This window comes from Bacillus cereus group sp. BcHK124 (genome assembly GCF_027712065.1).
GTDB lineage: Bacteria > Bacillota > Bacilli > Bacillales > Bacillaceae_G > Bacillus_A > Bacillus_A pacificus.
On record NZ_JAQFPJ010000002.1, the window covers coordinates 133,909 to 160,262 of the forward strand.

Here is a 26,354-nt window from a genome sequence, read left to right on the forward strand (position 1 = left end):
AACCCTGTCCCCACTCTATATCATGCATTTTTTTCAAGAGTATTTGTTTTATATACATTTAAATAATCATTCCACTTCAAACAATTTTGTAAATATTCACGGAAAGAATACGAAAATCTTGGGTGCTTTTGTTTTTGAATTTTTGCAATAAATAATTGAAGACGAGACTGTATTAGAAACGATAATGGATGCTGCGCTTGTAGGACAGGGATTTCAAATATTTTAATACACTCCCCTGTTGAATGAGTGAAATAAAAACTTTTCGTAATCACAATATCAATCCTCTTTTTCATTGGATTTTTGAACTTCTTCTACTTTACGCTGTAACACGTTGTTTAAAGTGGCGACTCCCATGAATACAAAAGTATCCTTAGACAATCTCTGTAGTCCTTATGGTTAAAAGATTTATACTCTATTCATCTTCACCTAATCCATCCCCCATCCTAAATTCCTAATAAGACAAGGACTCGTTATCCGTATATTGCTTAATATATTCAGTATAAACTTATAAAAGCGCAAAGTTTGTCTAAATTTTGGAGATTCTATAATTTTTTTCTTCTCTATATTGTATACGTTTATAACTAGAGTATAACAAATAAATAAAAAAAGTGCCTTTATAACGAGGCACTTTTCGACTGAATTTCTTCTTCTCTTTTCTTTTTTCGCTTATTAACAATCTTTGATAAAGCGATACTAATTTCATAAATACAAATAAGCGGTACCGCAACTAAACTATGTGATAAAAAATCTGGCGGTGATATACACGATGCAATGATAATCAATGCTACGTAAGCATACCTTCTTATTTTTATTAGAAATTCCGCCGTCAATAGTCCAATACTCGTTAAAAACATTACTACTACTGGTAATTCAAAAATTACAGCAAATGGAACTGTTAAATTAAGAACAAAATGAAAATACTTTTCTGTCGTAAACATCGTATTAAACATTTCATTACCTATAGTAGTTAAAAAATGAAATAAAAACGGCATTACAACGAAATATCCAAAGCATAAACCTGCAATAAATAATATAGACAATACCGGTATATACATTAACGTCATCTTTTGTTCATTTGGATGTAAACCCGGTTTTACAAATAACCAAATTTGTATAGCAGCAAAAGGAATTGTACAAACGATAGCAAATACTGTAGCAATCGAGAAAAAAATCCACAATACATCACTTGGACCGAGAACAGTTAATTTCATTGGTAAGTCTTTTACAAGCCAAAAATAAATATCCTTCGTAAAAGTAAACCCAACAATTAAAAATAGTACAAAGGATAACACGGTATATATTACTCGTTTGCGAAGCTCAACTATATGTTCTACTACACTCATTTCCCGATCTTCCATCTCGTTCACCACACTTTATTTATCCATTTCGAAGAAAATTCATTACATTTTTTCTTTCTTTTCCTTCTCTTGAAATGCATCATCAGTCAATTCTTTCGTTGATTTTTTGAATTCTTTTAACGTTTCCCCTAAAGCCTTTCCGATTTCCGGCAATTTTTTCGGCCCAAATAAAATAAGTACAGCTACTAAAATTAAAATTAATCCTGGAAAGCCAATATTTGAAAACATTTCCCCATCCCCTTTATTAGTAGATTCCTTGTCCTACTATTACATAATTTTATTTTGTCAAAAAAGTTTGAAAACGTCAACAAATCCATTGGCTTTTGTCAAAAAAATTCAAAAATATAATCAATTATACAAATTTCATTTTCTATTGCCCTTGTGTATGATATGGTAAGAGAAAAGACATATTATTTTATGATAGTAGAAAGGATTACCATTATGACTGAAAAAATGACACGAATGACACAATTTGTGAAAGAAGAAATTGCAAATGCAATTACACATGGTATCGGTGCCATTTTAAGCATCCCTGCCTTAATCATATTGATTATTCATGCCTCTAAGCATGGTACCGCATCTGCTGTTGTTGCATTTACGGTTTACGGTGTAAGCATGTTCTTACTGTACTTGTTTTCGACATTGTTACATAGCATTCACCATCCAAAAGTAGAAAAATTATTTACTATACTAGATCACTCAGCCATTTATTTATTAATCGCTGGCACATATACTCCTTTTTTACTTATTACGCTTCGTGGACCATTAGGTTGGACGTTACTCGCAATTATATGGACACTAGCAATCGGAGGTATCATCTTCAAAATTTTCTTTGTACGTCGCTTTATTAAGGCATCGACGCTATGTTATATCATAATGGGATGGCTCATAATCGTTGCTATTAAACCACTTTATGAAAATCTAACTGGACATGGTTTTTCACTACTTTTAGCAGGTGGAATTTTATATTCTGTAGGAGCTATATTCTTTCTTTGGGAAAAGTTACCTTTCAACCATGCCATTTGGCATCTTTTCGTATTAGGTGGTAGTGCGATGATGTTCTTCTGCGTACTCTTTTACGTCCTACCTACAGCATCATAAAAAAGGTTTCAGCTTAATGTAAGCTGAAACCTTTTTTATTACTTATGTAATTGTGATGCGATAACATCCTGTGTATACTTCGTTAACTCTTTAATATCCATAGTCGCATACTCTTCAGGTGTAATCGGCTTAGAAATTGTTACTGTTGCACGAGCTCGCTTCATACGATTTCCATTCGCTTCAAACATTTTATATGTCCCATCTAATGTTACAGGTAAGATTGCTACACCAGATTTTACAGCCAGATGAAAACTCCCAGCCTTAAACTCTCCAATTTCGCCACCCTTACTTCTCGTTCCTTCAGGGAAAATTACGATAGAATGTCCATTCTTCAATAGTTCAATTCCATCTTTAATCGCTTGAAGTGATTGGCGACGATCGCTACGATCCATAAATACACAATTCATAAGTTCCATCCAAGTTGGTACAACTGGGAACTTTTTAATCTCCGCTTTTGAAACGAAGCCAATTGGTTTATTTAAATAACCTAGTAAAACAGGGATATCCATATTACTCTGGTGATTACTTACAACTAGTACCGGCTTATCTTTCGGAACATTTTCAAGTCCTTTAACTTCTACTGTTCCCCCAGCTACGCGCACCATTTTCTTACCAAACCAACTTGTCGTTTTGTACACAGCGTTATCTTTTTCTTGTGGCGACATCGTATTTACTTGTCTTTTAAGACGCCACATTCTTGGTGTAATCGCAATTACGATTAAAATTAAATAAAAGATTTTAAAAAACGTTTGAATCATACAGAACCCCCACCTATTATCATTCCGACCTTCATTATACTAGACAAACGAAGGAAAAAGAAGAAAAAAAGTCCAAACAACAAGTGTTTGGACTTTTTAACCATTCTATATTAGAAACGTTTTGCTAATTCACGAGCATTAGCAATTGCTGCTTCTTTAATTTCTTGTGCTTTTTCAGGGTTTGCATTCATACCTTCAACTGCAATATATTCAGTTTCATTTACACCAATAAATCCTAATACTGTTTTTAAGTGATTGCGGCCGAAGTCTACAGCTGCGTATGCTCCTTCAGAATAAACGCCACCTGTTGCTTGAATGTGAAGTGCTTTTTTACCTTCTAATAAGCCAACTGGACCATTTTCAGTATACTTGAATGTTTTACCTGCAATTGCTAAGTTATCTAAGTATGCTTTTACTACTGGTGGATAGCTAAAGTTCCACATTGGAGTTACAAATACATAACGATCTGCATGCATAAATGTTTCTAAGTTTGTGTTCATTGCTGCAACTTTTTGTTGTTGAGCTTCAGTTAAAGCTTCAAATCCTTCACCTGCTGCAAATTTACCCCAAGCAGCGAATACATCTGCATCGATTGCTGGTACTGCAGTATTGAATAAATCAATTGTTACAACTTCATCTTGTGGATGTTCGTTTTTATAAGCTTCGATGAAAGCTTCCCCTACTGCCATTCCGAAAGAACCTTCTGCTGAATTTGGATTTGCTGTAATAAATAGTACTTTTGTCATTGTATTCTCTCCCTTTTCTACATTTTATCTTTAATTTGAGATTTATAATTTGAAAGTAAATAACTTACCTTATGTAAGTATAATACGAAAAGTTTCGTTCGATGTCAATAAAAAATAGCTACTTTTTTTTCGTAAGTTAATGATTTGTTTTGTTTTCTTAAAATTCAGTATACAGATATTAAGGATTCCTTCATAGAAAAAGGCTAGCTCTACAAATTATAGAGCTAACCTTTTATTACATATTATTTTTGAAATACATGTTTTACTTTTTCAGCTGGAATATTACTTCCGCCTCTACCTTTTACATCTTCAATCATCATAGTAATAACCATATCTGGTGAATTTAAATCAAATGCAGCGAACCAGCCTAATTCTTTTCCTTCAGCCTCTTTTGATACTTTTAATTCCGCTGTACCTGTTTTTCCAGCAAGAGTCATGCCATCAATTTTAGCAATTTTCCCAGTACCATCTGGATCATTAATTACTTTCGTCATAGCAGTTTTTAATATATCCTGATTGCCTTTTGAAATTACATTCTCTTTCCAAGCTTTTGGTTGCTTATCTGTTTTAATTATATATGGAGAAGGTATGTTTCCTTCATTAACAATTGGTGCGTACGTTAATGCTAGATGGAGTGGCGTCATTAATACTTGTCCTTGTCCATAACCTGTGTCTGCCATTTGAATATCATTTTTAATACCATCATTTGCGATTTTAGAAGCTGGGAATCCATATTCAATTGGTAATTTCTCATCGAATCCGAATTTTTTCGCTTCACTCATAAATTTATCTTTCCCGATCTTCAAAGCTTCTTGTGCGAAATAAATATTATCCGAGTATTTCATCGCCTTATCAAAATCAATCGGATTTGCATCTTTTACACGTGTTACATAATAATTACCCCAAGAAGAATCTTTTGTCCATTTTAATCCTTCAATTTTTAACTCTTCTTTTGGATCAATTGTTTTCGTTTCAAGACCGATTGCAGCTGTAATCGGCTTAAATACAGATCCTGGAACTGATAATTGTGTAAATCGATTCGTCATCGGTTTTTTCGGATCATTATTTACCGCATCACGTTGCGCTTTTGACGCCCCTCTTGTAAGGGTATTTGGGTTATAAGCTGGCGTGCTCACAAGTGCAAGTGTTTCTCCAGTCTTTGGATTAATTGCTGCACTTGATCCTACCTCATTTTTCATTTCATTATAAATTTCGGTTTGAACTGCACTGTCAATCGTTAAAGTTACATTTTCTCCATCAACAGCATCTGTTTTTGCTAAATTTTTAATTTCTTTTCCTTGTGCATCTTCTACGAAGACACGACCACCTTTTTTACCGCGTAGCTTTTCTTCCAGTACTTGCTCTAAACCAGCTTTACCTACTGGATCATCTGCTTGATAACCTTTCTTTTGTAACGTTTTTAAATCTTCAGCATTCACTTTTCCAATATAGCCAGTAAGATGTGCGGCTTCTTCTCCCAATGGATATGAGCGAACATTTACTGGCTTTGTTGCAACACCAGGTAAATCTATGTACGTATTTTGTGTTGCTCCTTCAGGCAATATTCCAATTGGTACAAGGTAATTTGGTTTTACCCATTTAGCTGCTAGTTTTTGGTCAATTTCTTCGACAGACATATTTAGTAACTTCGCTACCGTTTCTTTCGTTTGCGGAGCTGCATCCCCTAATTTTTCAGGAATCAATCCGATTTCAGAAGCTTTACCATTTACCGCAAGATATTTACCGTTACGGTCATATATTTCTCCGCGCTTCGGCTCTGTCGTTTGCATACGCACTTTACTATCTTTCGTCATGCCTGGGAATATAAAATCAGGAGTCCAATCTATTTTCCAAGATTCTTTATCTCCATCCTTTTCTTTCACCATTTTTGCTTCATGGGCAAAATTGATTTTACCACCAACAGTATCCATGCTTACTTTAAAAGGAACAGGACCTTCATCTTTTTTATCTTCTTTTACTTCTCCTGCTTCTACTTTTAAGTCTTTCACTTCAATGCCAGAATAAATTTTTTCATATTTCTCAGTGAATTCTTTCTTTGAAATATCTTTTTTCGCCTTTTCTGACAATTGATCATACATTTCTGCAAATTTTTGTTTATTCCATGCTTTTGCATATGTATCAAATGCTTCTTGTGGTTTTTCTTCTTTACCACATCCGACTAACATGAATGTTAAGCAAAGAAAAAGAATCCCCCATACCTTTCTCAATCGATTCTCCTCCTCTTTCTATCTTAATACTCTTGAAAATTTTAGCATTTTTACATGCTACCATTCATTATAGCACTATCGAATCTCATCTTTAAACCTATATTGATGGATACAAATAAAAAGATTGATGTGAATTTTCACATCAATCTTTTTTACTATTGTTGCTTCTCATATACATGATAATAGTACGTATACGGATTTTTTTCATCCGTTAAACCTTTTTCAACAAAAATTTCTTTCCAATTTGTCATATCCATTTCTGGGAAGAATGTATCTCCTTCAAATGCATGATGGATTTTTGTTATATATAACTTGTCTACGTAAGGTAAAAAGAGATCATAAATTTGCGCTCCGCCAAAAATAAAGATCTCTTCTTCATTTTTGCATAGCTCAAACACTTCTTCTACAGAATGTGCTACTTCACAGCCTTCAACATGATACCCTTCATTACGAGTTACAATAATATTACGTCTTCCAGGCAGCGGTCTACCAATCGCTTCATAGTTTTTTCTTCCCATAATAAGCGAATGACCCATCGTTGTTTTCTTTACATATTGTAATTCACTCGGTAAACGCCAAGGTAAATTATTATCTTTACCAATTACTCTATTCTCGTCCATTGCGACCATAAATGAAACTATCATCTTTTCATCTCCTCTACAATTACACTGCAACCGGTGCTTTAATTGCTGGGTGTGGATCATATCCTTCAATCGTTAAATCTTCCATTTCAAAATCAAACACAGATTTCACATCTGGATTTAATGTAAGTTTTGGGAACGGACGTGGTTCACGCGCCAATTGCTTTTCTACTTGCTCAAAATGATTCGTATAAATGTGGGCATCTCCAATTGTATGAACAAATTCTCCCACTTCAAGTCCGCATTCATGTGCAATTAAATGTGTTAGTAACGAGTAACTTGCAATGTTAAATGGAATTCCAAGGAATATATCACCACTTCTTTGATATAGCTGACAAGAAAGTTTACCGTCTGCTACATAAAACTGAAATAACGTATGACAAGGTGGTAATGCCATACTTGGTACATCTTCAGGATTCCAAGCAGATACAATTAGGCGACGTGAATCTGGCGTTTTTTTAATCATTTCAATTACATCTTTTAATTGATCAAGCGTCTCACCAGCTGTCGTTTTCCAAGCACGCCACTGCTTACCGTATACGTCTCCTAAATAACCATATTTATTTGAGAAGTCATCATCTTCTAAAACGTTCTTTTTAAACAATTCCATTTGCTCATCGTACTGAACTTTAAATTCCTCATCTTGTTGTGAGCGAAGACCGAAATCAGTCATGTCAGGACCCGTATACTCGTCACTTTCTACCCAACTCTTAAATGCCCATTCATTCCAAATGTTGTTATTATGCTGCAATAAATAACGAATATTTGTATCACCTTTCATAAACCAAAGTAGCTCACTTGCTACAAGTCGAAACGGCACTCTCTTTGTTGTTAATAAAGGAAAACCTTTACTTAGATCAAAACGCATTTGATATCCAAATACAGATACAGTGCCTGTCCCTGTACGGTCTTCTTTCTTCGTACCATGCTCCATTACATGGCGGCATAAATTTAAGTATTCATTTTCAGCATGTTTCATATGTAGAAAAACCTTCTTTCAAATCTCTAGTCTATATGGATTTTATCATAAATTTAATGCTAACAGATTGAACAAACTAAATTTATAAAAAAACATTTCTATACTTAACAAAATTCTACTTCTGTATGTTCTTACAAAATCTAAATTCATATGCGCCTGAACCTAATTTCATTTCAGGCATATCACTTGACCTCCAATCATCTTCCACTATTCGTAATGTAGCAGATGTATTTGTTGGCACATCAACGTTTAATACTGCTTGTCCATGTTCTACACGCCAATCAATTTTAATTTCCCCATATGCTGTTTCACGCTTAATACAAACCCAATCTAGATTAGAATTAAAATGAGGCTGAATATAAAAATGTTTATATGCTGGTTTTGTTTCATCCACTTCTAATCCAATAATATATCGGTATATCCATTCAACGATAGAACCATATGCGTAATGATTGTACGAATTCATACTATCATTCCAAAGGGCTCCATCCTCTTTCACACCATCCCAATGTTCCCAAATCGTTGTGGCACCTTGTTTCACTTGGTATAACCATGATGGATAATCTTCATGAAATAGAAGCTTACAAGCAAGGTCATGACGGTTAAACTTGCTTAATATTAAATTTAAATACGGTGTTCCTATAAAACCTGTTGTTAAATGATTTTTATTTTCTTTTAAAAGCTCAATTAAGCGATTAAATACTTTCTCCTTCATATTATCTTTCACTAATTCAAAAAGAAGTACTAATATGTGGGCTGTTTGTGTATTTGAAATTAACCTACCATTCGGTGTAACGAATTCATTTTGAAACGCTTGAACAATATTTCCATGTAGCTCTGCATAAAACTTAGCATCTGTATTTTCACCTAAAATCTCAGCAACCTTTCGTAAAAGCGATGTAGAATACGCATAATAAGCTGTCGCAATAAAATGCTTGTCTGTTCCGCCTTCATATACATCAGGTTTCGTATCTAATGCGAGCCAATCCCCTAAATGATAGCCTGTATCCCATAAATACTCATTTTCACCTTGTGAACGTATGTAATCTATATACTTCTTCATACTGTCATATTGTTCTTTTAAAATGGATACATCTCCGTAATGTAAATAATGAACCCATGGACAAATAATTGCTGCATCGCCCCAACCGCCAGAAGTATCTAAATCAAAGTCCGGTCTTTTCCCAAATGCATCTGGAATAACTAACGGCACTGCTCCGTTAACATTTTGGTCTAATGATAAATCTTGGAGCCACTTTTTAAAGAACAATTGGACATTCATAATTTGTGTAGCCGTCCCAATGAACATTTGTGCATCTCCTGTCCATCCGAGTCGATCGTCTCGCTGCGGACAATCTGTTGGCACATCAAAAAAGTTCCCTCTTTGAGACCACTCCACATTATGATGAAGTTGATTGATTAATGGATTAGACGTTTCAAATGCTGTCGCTTTTTCCATATCTGTATGTAATACAATCCCTTCAAAATCTGCTATTTGAGGCGGCTGGGTTAATCCACTTATTTTTACATACCTAAAGCCTTGGTAGGTAAAATGAGGTTCAAACGTTTCCTCTTCCTCTCCTTTTGCTATATACACTATTTTTTGTTTTGCCTTGCGGAGATTTCCATTATAAAAACTACCGTCTTTATTTAATATTTCAGCATGATGCAATTCTATCTTTTGTCCAGTATAAACATGACGGACTTTAAACCGAACCCAACCTACCATATTTTGTCCCATATCAATAAGCCATTCATGATTTGGTAGTTTTGAAATAGCGATTGGTTTTATAATTTTCATTTTACGAATCGCTTCATTTTCCTGTGCAACAATTATTTGTTTGGCATGCTCAATTACTTCAACATCTTCTAGCTCTTGATCACTTTCTTCTAGCCTAGCGTCATAAACTTCTCCTTCATAAATTTCCGAATACAAAATAGGGCTTGGAGTTACTTTCCATGTTTCATCTGTTACAATTTTTTCTTTCGTTCCATCTTTATACGTGATATGTACTTGAGCAATTATCGCTCTCCTTCTCCCGTAATAATTACGTACATGATGCATAGTAATCGGCCCTTTATACCACCCATTTCCTACCATTGCGGAAATATCATTTTGACCAATCTTTAATACATGCGTTATATCATACGTTTGATACAACACTCTCTTATCATAACTTGTCCATCCTGGGGTAAAATAACAATCTCCAATACGCTCTCCATTTATAGAAGCCTCGTATAATCCTAAACTAGTGATATATAAACGTGCTTTTTCAACTAATTTTTTAATAGAAAAGCTTTTATTAAAAGACATTACCTTCGTGCGCTCTTTTTTCGCAGCAATCCAGTTCCCGCTCCAATTATCTTGCCCTTGTAATCCAGTCTCCCAAAATGCTACTTCTGACCAAGCTGACTCTTCTTCATGATTATCCCATGCCTTCACTCGGTAAAAATAGCGTGTTTCCCTACTATATGAAAACGAATTGATTGGTATATATAAACTTTGATCTGTCTCTACCTTCTGCGAATCGAATACTATAGTTTGAAACTCTTTATCCTTCGCAACCTGCAATTGATACGCAAGTTGTTTTACATTTCGGTTACTCGACTCGAGTTGCCAACTAATTTTAACAACTTTCGAATCTATACCTATCGGATTATTTTTATTATCACAGCGCAATTTCTTTATTATTAGCACACTTCTTCACCATCTTTTCTAAATATTAATTTAAATTAATTATAATAAAAACAAAATTCTAAATAAATAATAATTTCATTCATCCTTACAAAATTATTAACTTTCCATATTTATAAAGGTTTTTATTTTCTATTACCGAAAGTATAGTGCGGTAGAACAAAAATTATATTTGGAGGTTAGAAGTATGTCTAAAATTGAAACGCCTGTTATGACTTCTTTACAAACAACGGTTGAAAAAATGATGAAGGATTTAAACGTTCCGGGAGCTGCTGTAGCTATTATAAAAGACGGTGAAGTTATTATTTCAGAAGGATTTGGCTATCGAAATTTAGAGACAAAAGAACCAGTTACACCGCGTACTTTGTTCGCAATTGGTTCCTCAACGAAAGCTTTTGGCACACTTTCATTAAGTTTGTTAGCACAGCAAAAAAGGTTTAATTGGGATACTCCTGTCCAGTCTTATATACCTAACTTCTCTTTATCTGAACTACTTGCTAGTTCACAAGTTACAGGACGAGATTTAGCTTCTCATCGTACCGGGGTAAGTCGTCATGATGCCCTTTGGTACAGCTCTTCCTTATCTCGAAAAGATCTCGTTGAAAAAATAAAACATTTACCACTTGATGCACCGTTCCGCACATCATTTCTATATAACAACTTAATGTATGCGACAATTAGCTATATTGTAGAAAACATAACGAATCAAACGTGGGAGCAATACACTACAGAACATATTTTAGAACCTTTAAATATGAGACATACAAACTTCTCTGTTACCGATTCACAAACGACAGATGAATACGCTTTACCTTACATTGAAAATGACGGTGAAATAAAAGAAGTTCCATTCCGCAACATTGATACCGTTGGCGCTGCTGGTTGTATCAATTCTACAATTAAAGATATGGCAAATTGGGTACTTCTTCACTTAAATGAAGGAAAATTTGGAGATCATGAATTAATCTCCTCTGAATTATTACAACAAATGTATACACCACACAATTCCATTCCAGACCAACCGGTTTTATCACTCCCTGAATCTCCATTAAATAGTTACGGTCTTGGTTGGTTTATTAGCGCTTATCGTGGTAAAAAAGTGATTCATCATGGCGGTAATATCGATGGATTTTCAGCGCTTGTTTCATTCATACCAACAGAAAACATAGGCCTTGTCATTTTAACGAATGCTGGAGGAACATTACTTCCTACTTATCTCGCTAATCAAATTTATGACGAACTACTTGAATTAGAATCCATTGATTGGCATAAACGTGCTGTAGAAGATACTGAAAAAATGAAGGAAATGATGAAAGAAGCAACTGAATCCCTCCCAGAACAAATGAAAGGGACTACACCTTCGCACAAGTTAGAGGATTATACTGGTACTTTTGAACACCCTGCATACGGAACATTACAAGTATACAAACGAGATGATTCGTTATTTGTACAATTTATGGAGATGGACATTCAATTAACGCATCATCATTACGACATCTTTTCTGCAAAAGTTGATTTATTCCAAATGAAAATGAGTTTATTATTCGCTTATGAAATGAATGTGAGTGGTGAATTTCCATCGCTTCAGTTACATGTGCCAGCTACACTTAGTACTCAGCCACTTGCATTTAAGAAAACAAAATAAATATTTTAAAGAGGGACGATAACTCTTCCCTCTATTCCCCTTTTCTCTATGCAAAAAGGATAATACATAAAGGATACCGAATTCTATTATTTATCTAATTAAATTATCTGGAGGAAAAGCTATGTACACAGAAATTTTCAAAGAAGTTGTTTCAATTACTCATCACGATTATTCAGGCTGTATAGATAAGAAGGGATGGGACGATCCCACTACTTATTTACATTCAATCGAGAAACTAGAGGAACAAGGAGAACTAACACCAGTACGCTTTACTGAAATTGTAAATGACTACTTACTAGACTATAAAGACAATCATATGTTTTTCAAAATTAGCACTAGCGATCAACCTCTTAACAATGTGGGCTTCCAAGTGAAAAGATACGAAGATCGCTTATATATTACATCTACTTCAGCTGAAAAAAGAGTAAAAAAAGGACAAGCTATCCTTGCATTAGACAATATGAAAATCCCTGATTTATTAATAAAATATAAGAAGTATTTAAATGAGAATTCATATGAACGTGAAAAATGGGGATATGTTTTATCAAAGTTTTCAAATTGTACACTTATAGATGAAAATGGATTGACCCACACAATTACTTTACAAAAGTATAAACAGAGCAAATATACACCTATATATTCAATAGAAAAATGTAATAAAAATACACTCTTAATTACTTTGACGGACTTCGCAAATGCTGAAGCTATCAATACATTATTAGACTCACACAAAGATGAGCTTAATGCTTTTCCAAATTTAATCATAGATGTGCGATTAAATCGTGGCGGAAGTGATGATGCATTTTTCAACCTACTTCCTTACTTATTTGAAGACAAAGAAATTTCTCTTTTCGATTCTTCAGAAACAATGCAATTAAATCATACAGAACGAAACTTTCATTTACGTATGAAAGACATCGAAAGGGAAGATTATGATTCTTTAGACGAACTTTCCAAATTATTCACTAATATGTTTATTCAAGATTTAAAAAAGAATTATAAAAAAGGATTCGTTACATTTAATACTTCTAGTTTACCAAAAGAACTTCAATCATTAAAAATACACGGACGAAAATCACCTAGTAGAGTAGTTATATTAACAGATGTTACATGTGGGAGTTCTGGCGATTCTTTTGTAGAAGTTGCAAAAAAATCATTGAAAGTAAAAGTATTAGGTCGTCCTACTGCTGGTGTAAATGATTATTCTAATTTAGCAGTAATGGAATGGGCTGATACATTCGCACTTTACTATCCTACTTCAAGGCTTTCCATTATAGATAAAGGTGAAGGAATGTCCGGAATTGGTATACAACCACATATACATATCCCGTGGACTCCGGAACATATACAAGAAGATGTAGATTTAAAATTAGCATTGCAACTACTTCAAAACGAAGAATGGTAAAAAATAAAAGGCAGATGTGATTCACACCTGCCTTTTATTTTTTTATATCAATTTTTTCTGGTTGAAACCAAATTGGCTTTAATAGCTCAAAGTTTTTATGATCCTCTAAAACTACAGTAAGACGCTCTAGCGTATCATCTAACATATGTGGTGCTGCTCGTAATGTCCATACAACTGATGAGAACACTGTCATACCTACGTATACCGCATATAATTTCCAAAACTCCTCTGGTATTCTCCCATTAAAGTATCCTTCTATTTGTCCGATTGAATACGGAATACTAATGTCTCTTGCAAATAGTGCTATTTTTACAAAATCATGAAGTGGGTCGCCCCAATCATAACCATTAAAATCAACAACACCTACATATTTCCCATCCCGTACAATTATATTTTCTAAATGAAAATCATCGTGTTGAAATTGATTGGGGCGATTTTGTAAATACATTTCATTTTCATCAATAAACTTAATGATTTTATCATCATTTTTTATTTTTATTCCGCATGTTTTGTATGCCTCTACATATTTTTGATGTTTTTTCATGGCTCTTTCATACCATGGAAGTGTATCATTAGGAGCTTCATATGTATGCATTTTTGCTAAATCTTTTCCTGCCTCTATGCCAATTTCATATTGTTTTTTTGGTGAATACGTAGGCAATAGCTTCTTCGCATCTTCCCCTTCTAAATATGAAAAAATACTATAGCATACACCTTCTTCTTCCAATATACCTATTTCAATTGGCCTTTGTGCCTGTACGTTAAGTTTTACCATTTCATTTAAAATTTGAAACTCTATTTTTCTTCTTTCATACTCTTGTATATCGCCAATCCGTAACAAATATTTTTCCTCATCAATTGTCGTAACTATATATTTCTTATCCGGTGAAAAACCTTTAGAAATTTCTACAATATTCGTTGCATCTTTTACTATTTGTATATTGTTTTGCCATGTTGTAATTGTTTTCATGTATATTCCCCCCTTACATTTCTACATTTGGTGTATACGCTACCCAAAATTACATATGATGAATGCCTGCTCGAAGTTTATTCCTATTAAGAATACGCTCCTTGTACTACTTGCACAATTTCCATCGGTGTATTGACCATATAATCTGGTGCATCTTTTTTCACTGTTTCAATGACATCATATCCCCAAGATACCCATATTACGTTCACCCCAGCCTTTTTACACGCTGCTACGTCTCGCTGTTCGTCACCGACGTATAACATATCTTGCTCAGTTATTTTTTTCGATTTTAAAAATCTTTTTATCATTTTATCTTTACCGAACAAATTTTTAGAACAATATACTTCTTGTATATTTTCTATATTATTATTGTGTAAAAATGCCCGAATATGCTCTTCTGAGTTGGATGATATGACTGCAATTCCGTAGCCTTTTTTATGTAACTCATCTAATACATCCTTCATCCCATGGAACAAAATAAGATCTTTTATGGCAGGTTGATACAATTTATAAAACTCTAGTGCTAATATCGGTAGTTTATACAATGGTACATCGAGTTGTTTACATCTCTCTGGCATCGTTAATTTACGTAAATACTCAATTTCTTCTTCCTTTACCGTTTTATATCCGTGCTTTTTAGCAATTTGATTATAAATTGGTACAAATGTATTTTGTGAATCTACTAATGTGCCATCAAAGTCAAAAACAATATATTTTTGCATTCCCATACTCCCTTTGCTTCTTTTTCTAAACCTATCTTATTCAACACCGTAGTTGTCTTACCCTTCCATACACATAAAAAAGAACAAGATTTTCTCTTGTTCTTTTTAAGAAAGCCACTTTGGCGGTACATTCGTATTCCAATAAATATTCCCTAACTCATGGTGTCCAGAGTACCCATCATCAAAACGGTGATAGTGGAAATTAAAATAGTAACCATCTTGCGGTGGATGATCTCTCCTTACATGAAATCGCAATAAGTCATTTCCTGATTTCGTGTCATAAACGTGAAAGATTTTTTCATTATTCCCACCAGCTGGTTTTTGGGAAATCGCTAATGATTGTAGTGAATCTTCTGGTACATCATTGGCAAGCTCAGCAATTGCCTCTTCAATTTTCGGTAATATTACATCTTTAAATTCATCTTCAATTACTGGACCAATTTTAGTTCCAAACTTTTGCATCGACTGCTTCTCTGCTTCTTGCATTGCATACGTAATAAAAGTATCGGTGGTTAACCTGTCATTCGTTTCTTCATATGTATAGGACGTACTCTCCAAATTTTGTTGCCCAGCTGTGCTCGTAGGCTTGTCCGCAGCTTTGGCATTATCAAGCAATATGGAAGGAGGCGTCACTAAACCAAATGTAAATACGGTAATTAATGCGACTAAGGTTTTTCTAAACCAATTTGGCATGTATGTTTCCTCCCCTTTCACTCATTATATTTTATATAACGGTTGTTTTCTCTATTATACAAAATGATTGTAATTTTTGCACTTTACAATTTTGTTAACGTTCACATATTTTTCACTTGAATATGAAATTGTAAGATTTCATACAATAAAATACAACAACAATGAGGAGGAGATCCGATGACTTTAGATGTCATGTATTCCGCCGCAAGCATACTCGTTTTAGTATATTTTATTTATCAATGTGTTACGGATTAGAAAAAAGAGCCATTTTTCGGCTCTTTTTTCTATGGTAAGAATACTATCCAACCAATTAATACTATAAAAACAATTCCGGCAATTACAGCTGGTAATAAATAAAAATGAGAAAGTATAACTATTCCATACAAAAGTATTACTGGAAACAATAAATAGCGATCTGTCTTCCATCTTAACAAGAGTAATTTGCCTTCATCACAATATAAATGAAGAAACATTTTGTTCGTAAACTCATTCCAATAGTCGCGCGCATAACGGGAAATTGCAAATAAAGCAAATGCAAGAATAATAGCGGCAATCCACTTCGGACTCATAATAATACTAACAGTACTTATACATACAATTTGAATATAAAATATTCGCGCACTACTTGTACGGAAAAATTCTTTTAAAAAGGATTCAACAATACGAGAATCCTTTTTCTTCCCTAAAAACTTTTTAGAACATGGAAACATCCACGCCTTTTTATTCGAACTACTCGGTTTAGCTGTATGACCACCAACTTGCATAATCCGACTCGTCCAGCGCATACTTTCTTCTTTTTCTCTCTCAACTTCTTTAAAAAAGCAATTTTTATAATTTAATTTTTCTTTTATCAATATGATAATTAGAAACACTGTTAGACCGATACTTAGTATAGAATACCATGGATTTTTATAAATAAGAAACAAACTCAATCCAAAAAAGGATAGACTTATAGAAAATATTACATTTTTTATAATCCATAGTAGCCATCGTTTCCCCACACGTACATGAATAAATCTCGTTAATAACGCCAACAAAAATCGAAATACAGTAAAGAATAGCCAAAATAATACGACTTGTATCTTCGTCACTCCAATACTTTTCATCAACACTGGTAACATCGCAACAACAACTACTACATTCGTTATTGCTATTCGAATAAACGTATATGTCATGCCATACTGGATTAATTTTTGCATGTGAGCGGGGTACGAAATTAAAAATAAACTATCCGCTTGCTCAAAAAATGAGCGAACTCCTCTTCCATATGTAATCGCATAAAATGCGAGTAGACTTAATCCGAAATAAACAGTCTCTCCCATCGATAATTCTTCCGTCCATAGTGAACGATAATAAATCCCCATAAATATAAATGCTGGAATAACAATATATAGCGCAACCGTCCAATCCGTTATAGAACGTATGGACTTCCATTTCCGCCCTAGTTCATGGCGTAATCTTTTATAAAATTGTTTTTTAATCATGTTGTTCACGCCTTACAATTACATCAAAACAGTCTAATAATGAACCTCCTGGCATTTCTGCTAACATTTGAATTGCCTCTAAATGGCCATCTGCGACTAATGTACCTTGAGATATGAGTAAAAATCTTTCGCAAATTCTTTCAGCTGTATCTAATACGTGCGTACAAAGTAAAATTCCTGCCCCGCGTTCTTTTTCTTTATATAAATAACTTAAAAACTCTTTCGTAGCTACCGGATCTAAACCGATAAAAGGTTCGTCAATGATATAAAAATCTGGTTCAGTTAAAAATGCTAATATAAGCATCGATTTTTGTTTCATCCCTTTTGAAAACTTTGATAAATACTCATGTTTATGCTTATCCATTCGAAACATATGTAATAACTCTTCAGCTTTCCGTTCCCAGCTTCCGGCTTCGTTCTCGCGAGCAGCCATTAATAATTCAATATGTTCCCAAAGCGTTAAATAATCATAATATGTCGGGTGTTCTGGCACATATGCATACGGATTTTTCTTCTCGCCAAATGATATTTCACCATCCACATTTACAAGTAACCCGAGCATCGTTTTAATCGTTGTACTTTTCCCGGCACCATTTGCGCCAATAAGAGCAACTAATTCGCCTTGCTCAATCGAAAAGGCAATATCATGAATTGTTTTTTCACCTATTTCATATCCAGCAGAACGGATATTTACTTCTAACATACATTCCCCTTCTTTCCATTTCCAATACAAACTAGGAAAAGAATAACATATAACTATCTATATATCATTATAAAATATTTATTTTCATAGCAGGAATAAATATTTTTTAACAGAATACTTAATGTTTGATTACATTTAATTGGAGTGGATAATATGTCTTTTCAAATTCGTGAAGCTACGATAGACGATATAGATGCACTTTGTTCTTTAACAAAAGAATTAAAAGGTTCCTCTATTTCGTATGAAGATATGAACAACCGATTGCAATTCGTACAAATGAGTCCTTTTGATTTTTTATATGTTTATGAGGAAGAAAAAACTATACTTGGATTACTTGGGTTTCGTATACGTGAAAATTTAGAAGATGTAACTCGGTATGGAGAAATTTCAATTATTAGCGTTGATTCTACAATACGACGGAAAGGCGTTGGGCAAGCATTAATGGATTATGCAGAGCAATTAGCAAAGAAGCATAATTGCATTGGCACATGGCTAGTTAGTGGAACAAAAAGAGTAGAAGCTCATCCTTTTTACAAAAAATTAGGATATGAAGTGAATGGATATCGATTTGTAAAACATTTTTAAATTACTTCTTAATAGAAAGGACTATAACTATGACAACTATTAAAGCAATTTTCATTGATCGTGACGGTACAATTGGCGGCGACACTACAATACATTACCCAGGATCATTTACATTATTTCCTTTTACAAAAGCATCACTGCAAAAATTAAAAGCTAATCATATAAAAATTTTCTCTTTCACAAATCAACCAGGTATCGCGGATGGGATAGTGACCATAGCCGATTTCTCACAAGAATTAAAAGGCTTCGGTTTTGATGATATTTACGTATGTCCTCATAAACACGGTGATGGTTGCGAATGTCGTAAACCAAATACAGGCATGCTGCTACAAGCAGCCGAAAAACACGGGCTTGATTTAACACAATGTGCTGTAATTGGTGATCGCTGGACTGATATCGTTGCAGGAGCAAAAGTGAATGCGACAACGATTTTAGTACGAACAGGTGCTGGATACGACGCTTTACATACGTACCGAGACAAGTGGGCACATATTGAACCAAACTACATTGCAGAAAACTTTGAAGATGCGACAAATTGGATTTTAAGTCAACTATAATGCGAATTAAAAGAGACGCCTTCAAAATGAAAGCGCCTCTTTTAATTTAATATTATTTAAAACGTTAATTCGTAATGGAAATAACGATTATCTCTCAAATATCCATTTTCAGCGTATAATCGCTGTGCTGATAAATTATCAATCTCTGTTTGTAATTTTACACCTTTTGCACCATTTTCTAAGGCGAATCCTTTCGCAGCTTCTAATAATTTTTTCCCTGTTCCTGCCCCGCGCTTAGCAGCTTGTACAAATAAATCATTTAAAATCCATAATTCTTTCATCGAAATAGAAGAAAATGATGGATATAATTGTGTAAATCCAATATATTCACCATCTTCAACTGCTACGAAGATAACAGATTCTTTTCTCTCCATTCGATTTCGTAAAAATACTTTTGCTCCTTCTAGATCGGAATCTTGTCTATAAAACATACGATAGTTATTAAAAACCGATGCTAGTCCATCTAAATCTGCAATTGTTGCCTCATATATTCTCATTTTACTCCATTCCCCTTCCAATACCGTTTCATTATATCCGTTGCCCATTTAGGCTGTACAATTTCTTCTTTCGGCATAAACTCTTTCATTATTGGCTTTATATCCAATACAGGGGTGCCATCAATAGCATCTAACCCCTCAACAATAATTGATTTACCTTCTCTTTTGATTACCTTTACAATGGTTGCTCCTATACGATTCGGACGATTTTTTCCACGCTGTGCAAAAATACCTACTTTAGGATAATCATGATTATTTCTAGGATATCTAGCAAAATATTGAATTTGTTCATCAGTTACTTTATGAAAATAAAAAACAACTTCAATATGTGAAAAATCTTCAATCCCTTGTATACTTTCTTCTGTATACATTTCAGTTAAAGTAATATAGGATTTTACTTCTCCCCACTCATCATCTTTTATTTCCTTTCTTTCATTATGTACAAATGCGATTGGTTGAACTGAAAACACACGCATTCCCCCTTCAATGTAACCACTTACATTATAAAATATTTTCTGAATGTTTTCCACATACACGAACTAGATTACATAATATAATTATAATCTATTTTGTAAGGCGAAATGAACTGCTTCAACTGCATGTATATAAGTTGTATCGAATATTGGAACTGATACGTCTTCCTGTTTAACTAATAATCCTATTTCTGTACAACCTAATATGATTCCTTGTGCCCCTTCTTGTACTAACTCTTCTATAACTCTCTTATAATACTCTCTAGATTGTGATACTATTTTTCCTAAACACAATTCCGTATATATTACTTCATTTATCTTATCCCTATCCGTTTTCGATGGAACTGTTACTTTTATATGATTTTCTTCAATACGTGACTTATAGAAATCTTGCTCCATTGTATATTTTGTTCCAAGTAAACCAACAGTTTGAATACCTTTTCTTTTCATTTCTTTCGCAGTTGCATCTGCGATATGTAAGACTGGAATATGAATATTCTCCTTTATTTTCTCAACTACTTTATGCATTGTATTTGTACAAATAATTATAAAATCTGCCCCTGCACTCTGTAACGAATATGCTGCATTCCCTAATACCTCTCCTGCTCCATTCCAATCTCCGTTAGATTGGAACCGTTCAATCTCTTCAAAGTCCACACTATTGATTATACATTTTGCTGAATGTAACCCTCCTAATCTCTTTTTTATTTCTTCATTTATGATTCGATAATATTCAGCAGTTGATTCCCAACTCATACCACCAATTAATCCTATTGTTTTCATAACTACTACACCTACCTCACACTATTTTTATAACCTGATTCAAACATTTTATTATGTATATTATACATAATAAAACAAGACTTTACGTTCAAAATATAAAGTCTTGTTTTAACCTATTTCCAAGGAAATTTTATAAGAATATTCTGAAATTAAAACTCTAATGTTTTTATAGAATCTTCATATCGATAATGAAAACATTCTCGATACAACTGTTTAATTTCATCATAGGATGGTACTCGTGGATTATTTGCTGGACTTCCACTTTCAATTGCATCTGATGCCATTTTAGAAATAGCTTTTTCAAATTCAACCTCACCAATTCCGTATTCTTTTAAATTTGGAATACGAAGATCAAAGCAAAGTTTTTTTATTTCCCCGAGCGTGTAATCGGCTACTTCTTCATCACAATAGGAATACATATCTTTATTTAAACAGCGTCCAATTTCTGCTAGTCTTTTTACTGCACTCACTTTTGTATACTCTAAAACTGTAGGTAATAGTATTGCATTTGATATACCATGTGGTACATGAAATAACGCTCCTACTGGTCTTGACATTCCATGAACTAATGTAACAGATGCGTTTGAAAATGCAATTCCAGCTTGTAAGGAAGCAATCATCATCGCTTCTCTTGCCTCCATATTCTCTCCATCTTCATATGCAATACGTAAATATTTCATAATACTTTCAATAGCGGAAAGAGCGAGTACATCTGTAAGTGATTGTGAAACTTTAGAAATATATGCTTCGACTGCATGACATAATGCATCTATCCCTGTTGCTGCTGTAATATGAGGTGGTACAGAACGTGTTAAAATCGGATCAATAATCGCTACTTGCGGGGTAAAACTCGGATGTTTCATCATCATTTTTACATCTGTTCGTTTATTCGTAATTACTGCTACACTTGTTACTTCTGACCCAGTACCCGAAGTTGTTGGAATTGCAATGAGCGGTAGCGGATCATTGTCTATTTCCATATCCTTTTGGACATAATCTTCTACTTCTCCGCCATTTGTATATAACACCGCAACTGCTTTTGCTGCATCAATACAACTTCCACCACCAAGACCGATAATAAAATCACACTTTTCCTCTTTACAAATAGTTAACGCCTCTAACACATGTATATTTGTAGGCTCAGCATTTACTTTATTATATGTAATAACGGTAATACCTTTTGTATTTAATTGTTGTATACAACTCTCAACATATCCTAAATTCTCCATAATTGTATCAGTTACTATAAAAGCTCTTTTTCCAAACTTCTTGGATTGTTCCCCCAGTTTTTCAAGCGAATTTCTTCCATATAATACAGACTTCGGCATACGAAATTCAGCAACTTCTTGCAAGTACTCCACCTCTTCTTTCCCTAATTAATATTTTCGTCTATAAAATATCTATTTAATAAATTCCTGTTAAAGTATAGAACGCGATAACTAAAAATACAGCAAACGTTTTCAAAACTGTAATAGCAAATATATCTTTATAAGATTGTTTATGTGTTAACCCAGTTACTGTAAGAATAGTAATGATAGCTCCGTTATGTGGTAATGTATCCATTCCTCCTGATGCCATTGATACGATACGATGCATTACTTCTAACGGAATATCGAATTGATTAGCTGCTGCAATAAACTTATCACCCATTGCACTTAAAACGATTCCCATTCCTCCTGATGCAGAACCTGTAATGCCAGCTAAAATATTCGTCGTGACTGCTCCGTTCACTAGCGGATTGGTAAACGTGGCAGAAATGCCATCTCTCATAATCGCAAAACCTGGAAGTGCTGCGATAACACCACCGAATCCAAACTCAGCTCCTGTATTCATTGTTGCAAGTAGCGCTCCACCAATACTTGTATTCAATCCAGCTTGGAATCCTGTTACTACTCGTTTCCAATATAATAATAACGTTGTTACTATACCTATGATAAGTGCTAATTCTACTGACCAGATTCCAACTACTGCACTTAATTCTACTTTTCCAAATGCTTTCATACCAATTGCAGAAAAATCAAAACCATTCGGATACCACTTCGGTATCATAATAGTAAAAACTTTATTCATTACACCTACTAAAATAAGTGGTATAAAAGCAATTACTTGCTGCGCTCTTGTAATTTCAATATTTTTAACCAGCTGCATATCTTTTTGTTCTGCTTGTAAAGAAGCTGCCATTTCCGTATTCCCATCGTTAAAACCAAAATATCCTTCTCCAGCTGCTTTCGCCTTCTTACGTCTACTCTCTAAATATAGTAAACCTAACGTAAGTACAAAAATTGCCCCTACAATACCAAGTATCGGCGCAGCATAAATGTCTGTTTTAAAAAACGTTGTAGGTATAACGTTTTGAATTTGTGGTGATCCAGGTAGCGCATCCATCGTAAACGTGACCGCTCCAAGAACGATTGTTCCAGGAATTAAACGTTTTGGAATATTCGCTTGTCGAAACAACTTAGCTGCGAACGGATATACAGCAAACACTACTACATATACACTAACACCACTATACGTTAAAATAGCACCCATTAATACAATCGCTAATATTGTACGTTTTTCACCAACTAACTCTATAATTGTCTTTGCAATTGAGTCCGCAATCCCTGACATTTCTACTACTTTCCCAAATATTGCCCCGAGTAAAAATACAGGAAAATATAGTTTAATAAAACCTACCATTTTCTCCATAAAAATATTCGAAAAGAACGGTAATACAAAACTAGGCTCTGTCAAAAATACCGCAAATAAAGCAAAAATCGGTGCAAATAAAATAACAGAAAAGCCTCTATAAGCTACAAACATAAGTAAACTAAGTGCTAATAATATAATAACTAGCTCCAATTATACCCCTCCTTTAACAGAAAATTCAAACTTTTATTGATAAACTTCTACTACTAATCTTTTGATTCTGACATCCCTCCTCTTATTCATACAAATTTTTCATGCTAAAAATGTCTAATTATACATATTCGATTACATATAAAAAATCCCTTTAAACAAAAACGATTTCATCATCATACGTTATAAAGGGATTATTAGTCTCTATATTTACTTCTTTATCAAACTATTTTCTAAACAAAAATGATGTAGTTCTTTTACATCATTTACGATATGAGTCGCACCAACTTCAGTCAATTCTGTTTCACTACCATAACCGTATAAAACACCAATTGAAGCAATCTCATTATAATTCGCACCGATTATATCGTGCTTTCTATCTCCAATCATAACAATTTCTTCTTTATTAAGTTCTTCATTTGTTTGTAAAATATGAGCAATGATTTCTTCTTTTTTTATTCTTGTACCATCTAAATTACTTCCAATGATACCTTCGAAATAATTTGTTAGTTGAAAATGCTCTATAACTTGTTCAGCAAATATAGTAGGCTTTGAAGTTGCTATAAATAAACGATTTCCAGTATCTTTTAATTGTTTTAAAAGATTTGGAATACCCTCGTAAACATTATTCTCCAACAATCCACGTTGCTTTAAATATTCTCTGAAATAAGAAACAGCTCGTTCAACTTCTCCTTCATTCATATTATATCTCTCTACAAATGATTGCTGGATGGGTGGACCAATAAATGAATCTAACTCGCTTATATGTAATTCTTCAATGCCAACCTTTTTTAATGCATACAATACTGAATTGACAATCCCTTCTTTCGGATCCGTCAATGTTCCATCTAAATCAAATAAATATGTTGTGTACACGTTTCAATCCCCCACTCATTTTACTTTATAAGTAACCTATAACAGCTTTTCCTATTACCTCTTTTATTATAATACTATCATTATCTTTTTTTCTGAAAAATTACTTTTCCTATGTCACATACTTTCAGTTACAAAAAAAGATACATATGGTAAAGTGAAAAAGTTACAATTATTTTAATAGAAACTGGTGAAACAAATGTCAATTACGTTAATTTTTATAATGGCTTTCACAATTATTATCCATGCGGTTGAAACTAGCTCTTATAGTATTCGATTAGCTGGTGTACGTTTAAAAAAGATTGCCGTTGCCTTATCCGTCGTAGGAATGGTACTGCTTATTTCTAGAACATCTAACTTACTACAAGCCTTTTTAATCGGTGGTATTGTCGATGAAGCAAAACTAGATTCTTCTATTGATTTAGAGCATATTATACGTCTCGTTCTATTATCTGCTTCTATCGGTACATTACTTGCAATTATACTGTATCCAACTTTGACAAAACTATTTGGATACGTCATTCAAAATTTTGAAACAGATGGTTCATTCATTCGAATGATGAAGACGAATAACATTCAAAAGTTAAAGTACACAAAAAAATATGTACGGTTTCCAAAGTTAGAAATGATTCATAGACTACGCATTGGTGGTATTCCAAAACGTATTATGCTTATTAATATGTTTGCTACTGCTATTTATACAGCAGGTGTTCTTTCTGCCCTTTACGCTTCTTTTCTAAATCCAGATTATGCAACAAACGCAAGTACAGCTTCTGGTCTTGTAAATGGTTTTGCTACAATTTTATTAACCGTACTACTCGATCCACGCATCGCTCTTTTAACAGAACGTGCTTTACAATCAGAGAATGGTGCTGAGTCTATGAGTAAAATGTACGGTTGGCTAATGATTTCTAGACTTTTCGGTACATTATTAGCACAACTACTATTTGTACCAGGTGCTTACTGGATTTTATGGATTATTGAACTAATACATTAATTTACTAGAAAGGTGAATATATCAATGAATATCCAAACAGAGCAACATATCATTCGCTTAATAGAAAACGACGAATGGATGATGAACGTATTACAATTAGCAAAATCACTTGAGCTACCTGATTGGTGGATTTGCGCCGGGTTTGTTCGTTCTAAAATTTGGGATACTTTACATAACTACGAAATAAGAACAACTACACCAGACGTTGATGTCATTTATTTTGACCCTTTTCGTAAAGATGAGATATACGAACAATTATTAGAAAAGAAACTAATAAATTTGGATGCCTCTATACCTTGGTCAGTAAAAAATCAAGCTCGTATGCATGTAGTGAATAATATGCTACCGTACTCTTCTTCTGTTGATGCTATTTCTAAATTTCCTGAAACAGCAACGGCTTTAGGGGTTACATTAGACGAAAAAAACAATGTTATATTAACAGCTCCGTGCGGTATTGAAGATGTCCTTTCCTTACAAGTGAGACCAACAGCTCATTTTCTTGAATCAAAAGAACGATTACATATATACAAAAACAGAGTTATAAAAAAGAATTGGCAAAGTAAGTGGCCTAGCATTACAATCACATATCCAGAAATTTAGAAAGGATGCTTCTTATTTAG

The 26,354-nt window shown here is 33.7% G+C and carries 27 protein-coding genes; 7 read left to right on the forward strand and 20 right to left on the reverse strand.

The features are described 5' to 3' along the window. Nucleotides 1-20: 20 nt before the first annotated feature. The 3 genes from PDK19_RS05775 to PDK19_RS05785 form a co-directional block, all read right to left on the reverse strand. Entirely contained in the window at nucleotides 21-272 is a 252-nt protein-coding gene (locus PDK19_RS05775; RefSeq protein ID WP_000629015.1) for a DUF2535 family protein, read from the reverse strand. A gap of 342 nt (nucleotides 273-614) precedes the next feature. Beyond that, complete coding sequence (gene tatC / locus PDK19_RS05780; RefSeq protein ID WP_000390138.1) at nucleotides 615-1,358, reverse strand: twin-arginine translocase subunit TatC; 744 nt, start codon at nucleotides 1,356-1,358, stop codon at nucleotides 615-617. A 42-nt stretch (nucleotides 1,359-1,400) separates the two neighbouring features. Further along, on the reverse strand, nucleotides 1,401-1,586 hold the full coding sequence (locus PDK19_RS05785; protein WP_000492443.1) for a twin-arginine translocase TatA/TatE family subunit: 186 nt from the start codon (nucleotides 1,584-1,586) through the stop codon (nucleotides 1,401-1,403). Between the two features lie 213 nt (nucleotides 1,587-1,799). Here PDK19_RS05785 and trhA point away from each other — a divergent pair, with 213 nt between their 5' ends. After that, on the forward strand, nucleotides 1,800-2,459 hold the full coding sequence (gene trhA / locus PDK19_RS05790; RefSeq protein ID WP_000136895.1) for a PAQR family membrane homeostasis protein TrhA: 660 nt from the start codon (nucleotides 1,800-1,802) through the stop codon (nucleotides 2,457-2,459). A gap of 38 nt (nucleotides 2,460-2,497) precedes the next feature. On the opposite strand, the gene PDK19_RS05795 is transcribed toward trhA, so the two are convergent. The 6 genes from PDK19_RS05795 to PDK19_RS05820 all read right to left on the reverse strand — a co-directional run bounded on the left by PDK19_RS05795 (nucleotide 2,498) and on the right by PDK19_RS05820 (nucleotide 10,509). Next, nucleotides 2,498-3,217, reverse strand: coding sequence for a lysophospholipid acyltransferase family protein (locus PDK19_RS05795; protein WP_000616593.1), 720 nt, complete (start codon nucleotides 3,215-3,217; stop codon nucleotides 2,498-2,500). Nucleotides 3,218-3,327: 110 nt separating this feature from the next. Next, complete coding sequence (locus PDK19_RS05800; RefSeq protein WP_000170014.1) at nucleotides 3,328-3,963, reverse strand: FMN-dependent NADH-azoreductase; 636 nt, start codon at nucleotides 3,961-3,963, stop codon at nucleotides 3,328-3,330. Nucleotides 3,964-4,205: 242 nt separating this feature from the next. Further along, nucleotides 4,206-6,191 (reverse strand): penicillin-binding protein 3, encoded by a 1,986-nt coding sequence (pbpC, locus tag PDK19_RS05805; protein WP_001233539.1) that lies wholly within the window; start codon nucleotides 6,189-6,191, stop codon nucleotides 4,206-4,208. Between the two features lie 155 nt (nucleotides 6,192-6,346). Next, complete coding sequence (locus PDK19_RS05810; RefSeq protein WP_014893782.1) at nucleotides 6,347-6,835, reverse strand: dihydrofolate reductase; 489 nt, start codon at nucleotides 6,833-6,835, stop codon at nucleotides 6,347-6,349. A 19-nt stretch (nucleotides 6,836-6,854) separates the two neighbouring features. Beyond that, entirely contained in the window at nucleotides 6,855-7,811 is a 957-nt protein-coding gene (locus tag PDK19_RS05815; protein WP_000679600.1) for a thymidylate synthase, read from the reverse strand. A gap of 115 nt (nucleotides 7,812-7,926) precedes the next feature. Beyond that, nucleotides 7,927-10,509: an alpha-L-rhamnosidase gene (locus PDK19_RS05820; protein ID WP_049122570.1), complete on the reverse strand. Its 2,583-nt coding sequence runs from the start codon at nucleotides 10,507-10,509 to the stop codon at nucleotides 7,927-7,929. A 184-nt stretch (nucleotides 10,510-10,693) separates the two neighbouring features. Here PDK19_RS05820 and PDK19_RS05825 point away from each other — a divergent pair, with 184 nt between their 5' ends. Both PDK19_RS05825 and PDK19_RS05830 read left to right on the forward strand, forming a co-directional pair. Then, the gene (locus PDK19_RS05825) at nucleotides 10,694-12,151 is read left to right on the forward strand and encodes a serine hydrolase (RefSeq protein ID WP_000034340.1); all 1,458 of its coding nucleotides are present in this window, start codon (nucleotides 10,694-10,696) and stop codon (nucleotides 12,149-12,151) included. A gap of 121 nt (nucleotides 12,152-12,272) precedes the next feature. Continuing rightward, entirely contained in the window at nucleotides 12,273-13,556 is a 1,284-nt protein-coding gene (locus PDK19_RS05830; protein WP_049112309.1) for a S41 family peptidase, read from the forward strand. A 34-nt stretch (nucleotides 13,557-13,590) separates the two neighbouring features. Here PDK19_RS05830 and PDK19_RS05835 read toward each other — a convergent pair whose 3' ends face one another. From PDK19_RS05835 to PDK19_RS05855, 5 genes are all read right to left on the reverse strand, one after another. Further along, nucleotides 13,591-14,526 (reverse strand): aminoglycoside phosphotransferase family protein, encoded by a 936-nt coding sequence (locus tag PDK19_RS05835; RefSeq protein ID WP_270706728.1) that lies wholly within the window; start codon nucleotides 14,524-14,526, stop codon nucleotides 13,591-13,593. Nucleotides 14,527-14,612: 86 nt separating this feature from the next. Next, the gene (locus tag PDK19_RS05840; protein WP_001175006.1) at nucleotides 14,613-15,248 is read right to left on the reverse strand and encodes an HAD family hydrolase; all 636 of its coding nucleotides are present in this window, start codon (nucleotides 15,246-15,248) and stop codon (nucleotides 14,613-14,615) included. A 105-nt stretch (nucleotides 15,249-15,353) separates the two neighbouring features. Next, nucleotides 15,354-15,941 carry a YpjP family protein gene (locus PDK19_RS05845; RefSeq protein ID WP_001134412.1) on the reverse strand — a complete coding sequence of 196 codons (588 nt, stop codon included), beginning with the start codon at nucleotides 15,939-15,941 and terminating at the stop codon, nucleotides 15,354-15,356. A 284-nt stretch (nucleotides 15,942-16,225) separates the two neighbouring features. After that, nucleotides 16,226-17,425 carry an ABC transporter permease gene (locus PDK19_RS05850; protein WP_270706729.1) on the reverse strand — a complete coding sequence of 400 codons (1,200 nt, stop codon included), beginning with the start codon at nucleotides 17,423-17,425 and terminating at the stop codon, nucleotides 16,226-16,228. After that, complete coding sequence (locus PDK19_RS05855) at nucleotides 17,418-18,128, reverse strand: ABC transporter ATP-binding protein (protein ID WP_270706731.1); 711 nt, start codon at nucleotides 18,126-18,128, stop codon at nucleotides 17,418-17,420. The genes PDK19_RS05850 and PDK19_RS05855 overlap by 8 nt, the downstream gene beginning before the upstream one ends. A 153-nt stretch (nucleotides 18,129-18,281) precedes the next feature. Here PDK19_RS05855 and PDK19_RS05860 point away from each other — a divergent pair, with 153 nt between their 5' ends. Further along, nucleotides 18,282-18,713: a GNAT family N-acetyltransferase gene (locus tag PDK19_RS05860; protein WP_000009784.1), complete on the forward strand. Its 432-nt coding sequence runs from the start codon at nucleotides 18,282-18,284 to the stop codon at nucleotides 18,711-18,713. 29 nt (nucleotides 18,714-18,742) lie between these two features. Beyond that, the gene (locus tag PDK19_RS05865) at nucleotides 18,743-19,270 is read left to right on the forward strand and encodes an HAD-IIIA family hydrolase (RefSeq protein ID WP_000207510.1); all 528 of its coding nucleotides are present in this window, start codon (nucleotides 18,743-18,745) and stop codon (nucleotides 19,268-19,270) included. A gap of 56 nt (nucleotides 19,271-19,326) precedes the next feature. On the opposite strand, the gene PDK19_RS05870 is transcribed toward PDK19_RS05865, so the two are convergent. From PDK19_RS05870 to PDK19_RS05895, 6 genes are all read right to left on the reverse strand, one after another. Then, nucleotides 19,327-19,767 carry a GNAT family N-acetyltransferase gene (locus PDK19_RS05870; RefSeq protein WP_001223874.1) on the reverse strand — a complete coding sequence of 147 codons (441 nt, stop codon included), beginning with the start codon at nucleotides 19,765-19,767 and terminating at the stop codon, nucleotides 19,327-19,329. Beyond that, nucleotides 19,764-20,237 (reverse strand): SAM-dependent methyltransferase, encoded by a 474-nt coding sequence (locus PDK19_RS05875; RefSeq protein ID WP_000493234.1) that lies wholly within the window; start codon nucleotides 20,235-20,237, stop codon nucleotides 19,764-19,766. Before PDK19_RS05875 ends, PDK19_RS05870 begins: the two co-directional genes overlap by 4 nt. An 87-nt stretch (nucleotides 20,238-20,324) precedes the next feature. After that, nucleotides 20,325-21,023 carry an aspartate/glutamate racemase family protein gene (locus PDK19_RS05880; RefSeq protein WP_000848545.1) on the reverse strand — a complete coding sequence of 233 codons (699 nt, stop codon included), beginning with the start codon at nucleotides 21,021-21,023 and terminating at the stop codon, nucleotides 20,325-20,327. 149 nt (nucleotides 21,024-21,172) lie between these two features. Continuing rightward, the gene (gene eutG / locus PDK19_RS05885; protein WP_016717364.1) at nucleotides 21,173-22,375 is read right to left on the reverse strand and encodes an alcohol dehydrogenase EutG; all 1,203 of its coding nucleotides are present in this window, start codon (nucleotides 22,373-22,375) and stop codon (nucleotides 21,173-21,175) included. Between the two features lie 52 nt (nucleotides 22,376-22,427). Next, nucleotides 22,428-23,867 (reverse strand): GntP family permease, encoded by a 1,440-nt coding sequence (locus PDK19_RS05890; protein ID WP_000424303.1) that lies wholly within the window; start codon nucleotides 23,865-23,867, stop codon nucleotides 22,428-22,430. 207 nt (nucleotides 23,868-24,074) lie between these two features. Further along, the gene (locus PDK19_RS05895) at nucleotides 24,075-24,740 is read right to left on the reverse strand and encodes an HAD family hydrolase (RefSeq protein ID WP_270706733.1); all 666 of its coding nucleotides are present in this window, start codon (nucleotides 24,738-24,740) and stop codon (nucleotides 24,075-24,077) included. Between the two features lie 196 nt (nucleotides 24,741-24,936). Between PDK19_RS05895 and PDK19_RS05900 the strand changes: the two genes are divergently transcribed. Next, on the forward strand, nucleotides 24,937-25,734 hold the full coding sequence (locus tag PDK19_RS05900; RefSeq protein WP_000028910.1) for a lipid II flippase Amj family protein: 798 nt from the start codon (nucleotides 24,937-24,939) through the stop codon (nucleotides 25,732-25,734). 24 nt (nucleotides 25,735-25,758) lie between these two features. Beyond that, nucleotides 25,759-26,334 (forward strand): nucleotidyltransferase family protein, encoded by a 576-nt coding sequence (locus PDK19_RS05905; protein WP_001025801.1) that lies wholly within the window; start codon nucleotides 25,759-25,761, stop codon nucleotides 26,332-26,334. Nucleotides 26,335-26,354: the final 20 nt, after the last annotated feature.

Excerpts from the sequence above, each read along its gene's own strand:
- trhA (WP_000136895.1), top strand. The coding sequence starts at position 1,800 with ATGACTGAAAAAATGACACGAATGACACAATTTGTGAAAGAAGAAATT.
- PDK19_RS05815 (WP_000679600.1), bottom strand. The coding sequence starts at position 7,811 with ATGAAACATGCTGAAAATGAATACTTAAATTTATGCCGCCATGTAATG.
- PDK19_RS05865 (WP_000207510.1), top strand. The coding sequence starts at position 18,743 with ATGACAACTATTAAAGCAATTTTCATTGATCGTGACGGTACAATTGGC.
- PDK19_RS05855 (WP_270706731.1), bottom strand. The coding sequence starts at position 18,128 with ATGTTAGAAGTAAATATCCGTTCTGCTGGATATGAAATAGGTGAAAAA.
- PDK19_RS05830 (WP_049112309.1), top strand. The coding sequence starts at position 12,273 with ATGTACACAGAAATTTTCAAAGAAGTTGTTTCAATTACTCATCACGAT.
- PDK19_RS05825 (WP_000034340.1), top strand. The coding sequence starts at position 10,694 with ATGTCTAAAATTGAAACGCCTGTTATGACTTCTTTACAAACAACGGTT.
- PDK19_RS05785 (WP_000492443.1), bottom strand. The coding sequence starts at position 1,586 with ATGTTTTCAAATATTGGCTTTCCAGGATTAATTTTAATTTTAGTAGCT.
- PDK19_RS05810 (WP_014893782.1), bottom strand. The coding sequence starts at position 6,835 with ATGATAGTTTCATTTATGGTCGCAATGGACGAGAATAGAGTAATTGGT.
- PDK19_RS05795 (WP_000616593.1), bottom strand. The coding sequence starts at position 3,217 with ATGATTCAAACGTTTTTTAAAATCTTTTATTTAATTTTAATCGTAATT.
- tatC (WP_000390138.1), bottom strand. The coding sequence starts at position 1,358 with ATGGAAGATCGGGAAATGAGTGTAGTAGAACATATAGTTGAGCTTCGC.
- PDK19_RS05870 (WP_001223874.1), bottom strand. The coding sequence starts at position 19,767 with ATGAGAATATATGAGGCAACAATTGCAGATTTAGATGGACTAGCATCG.
- PDK19_RS05800 (WP_000170014.1), bottom strand. The coding sequence starts at position 3,963 with ATGACAAAAGTACTATTTATTACAGCAAATCCAAATTCAGCAGAAGGT.
- PDK19_RS05845 (WP_001134412.1), bottom strand. The coding sequence starts at position 15,941 with ATGCCAAATTGGTTTAGAAAAACCTTAGTCGCATTAATTACCGTATTT.
- PDK19_RS05850 (WP_270706729.1), bottom strand. The coding sequence starts at position 17,425 with ATGATTAAAAAACAATTTTATAAAAGATTACGCCATGAACTAGGGCGG.
- PDK19_RS05840 (WP_001175006.1), bottom strand. The coding sequence starts at position 15,248 with ATGCAAAAATATATTGTTTTTGACTTTGATGGCACATTAGTAGATTCA.
- PDK19_RS05900 (WP_000028910.1), top strand. The coding sequence starts at position 24,937 with ATGTCAATTACGTTAATTTTTATAATGGCTTTCACAATTATTATCCAT.
- PDK19_RS05835 (WP_270706728.1), bottom strand. The coding sequence starts at position 14,526 with ATGAAAACAATTACAACATGGCAAAACAATATACAAATAGTAAAAGAT.
- PDK19_RS05905 (WP_001025801.1), top strand. The coding sequence starts at position 25,759 with ATGAATATCCAAACAGAGCAACATATCATTCGCTTAATAGAAAACGAC.
- PDK19_RS05860 (WP_000009784.1), top strand. The coding sequence starts at position 18,282 with ATGTCTTTTCAAATTCGTGAAGCTACGATAGACGATATAGATGCACTT.
- PDK19_RS05880 (WP_000848545.1), bottom strand. The coding sequence starts at position 21,023 with ATGAAAACAATAGGATTAATTGGTGGTATGAGTTGGGAATCAACTGCT.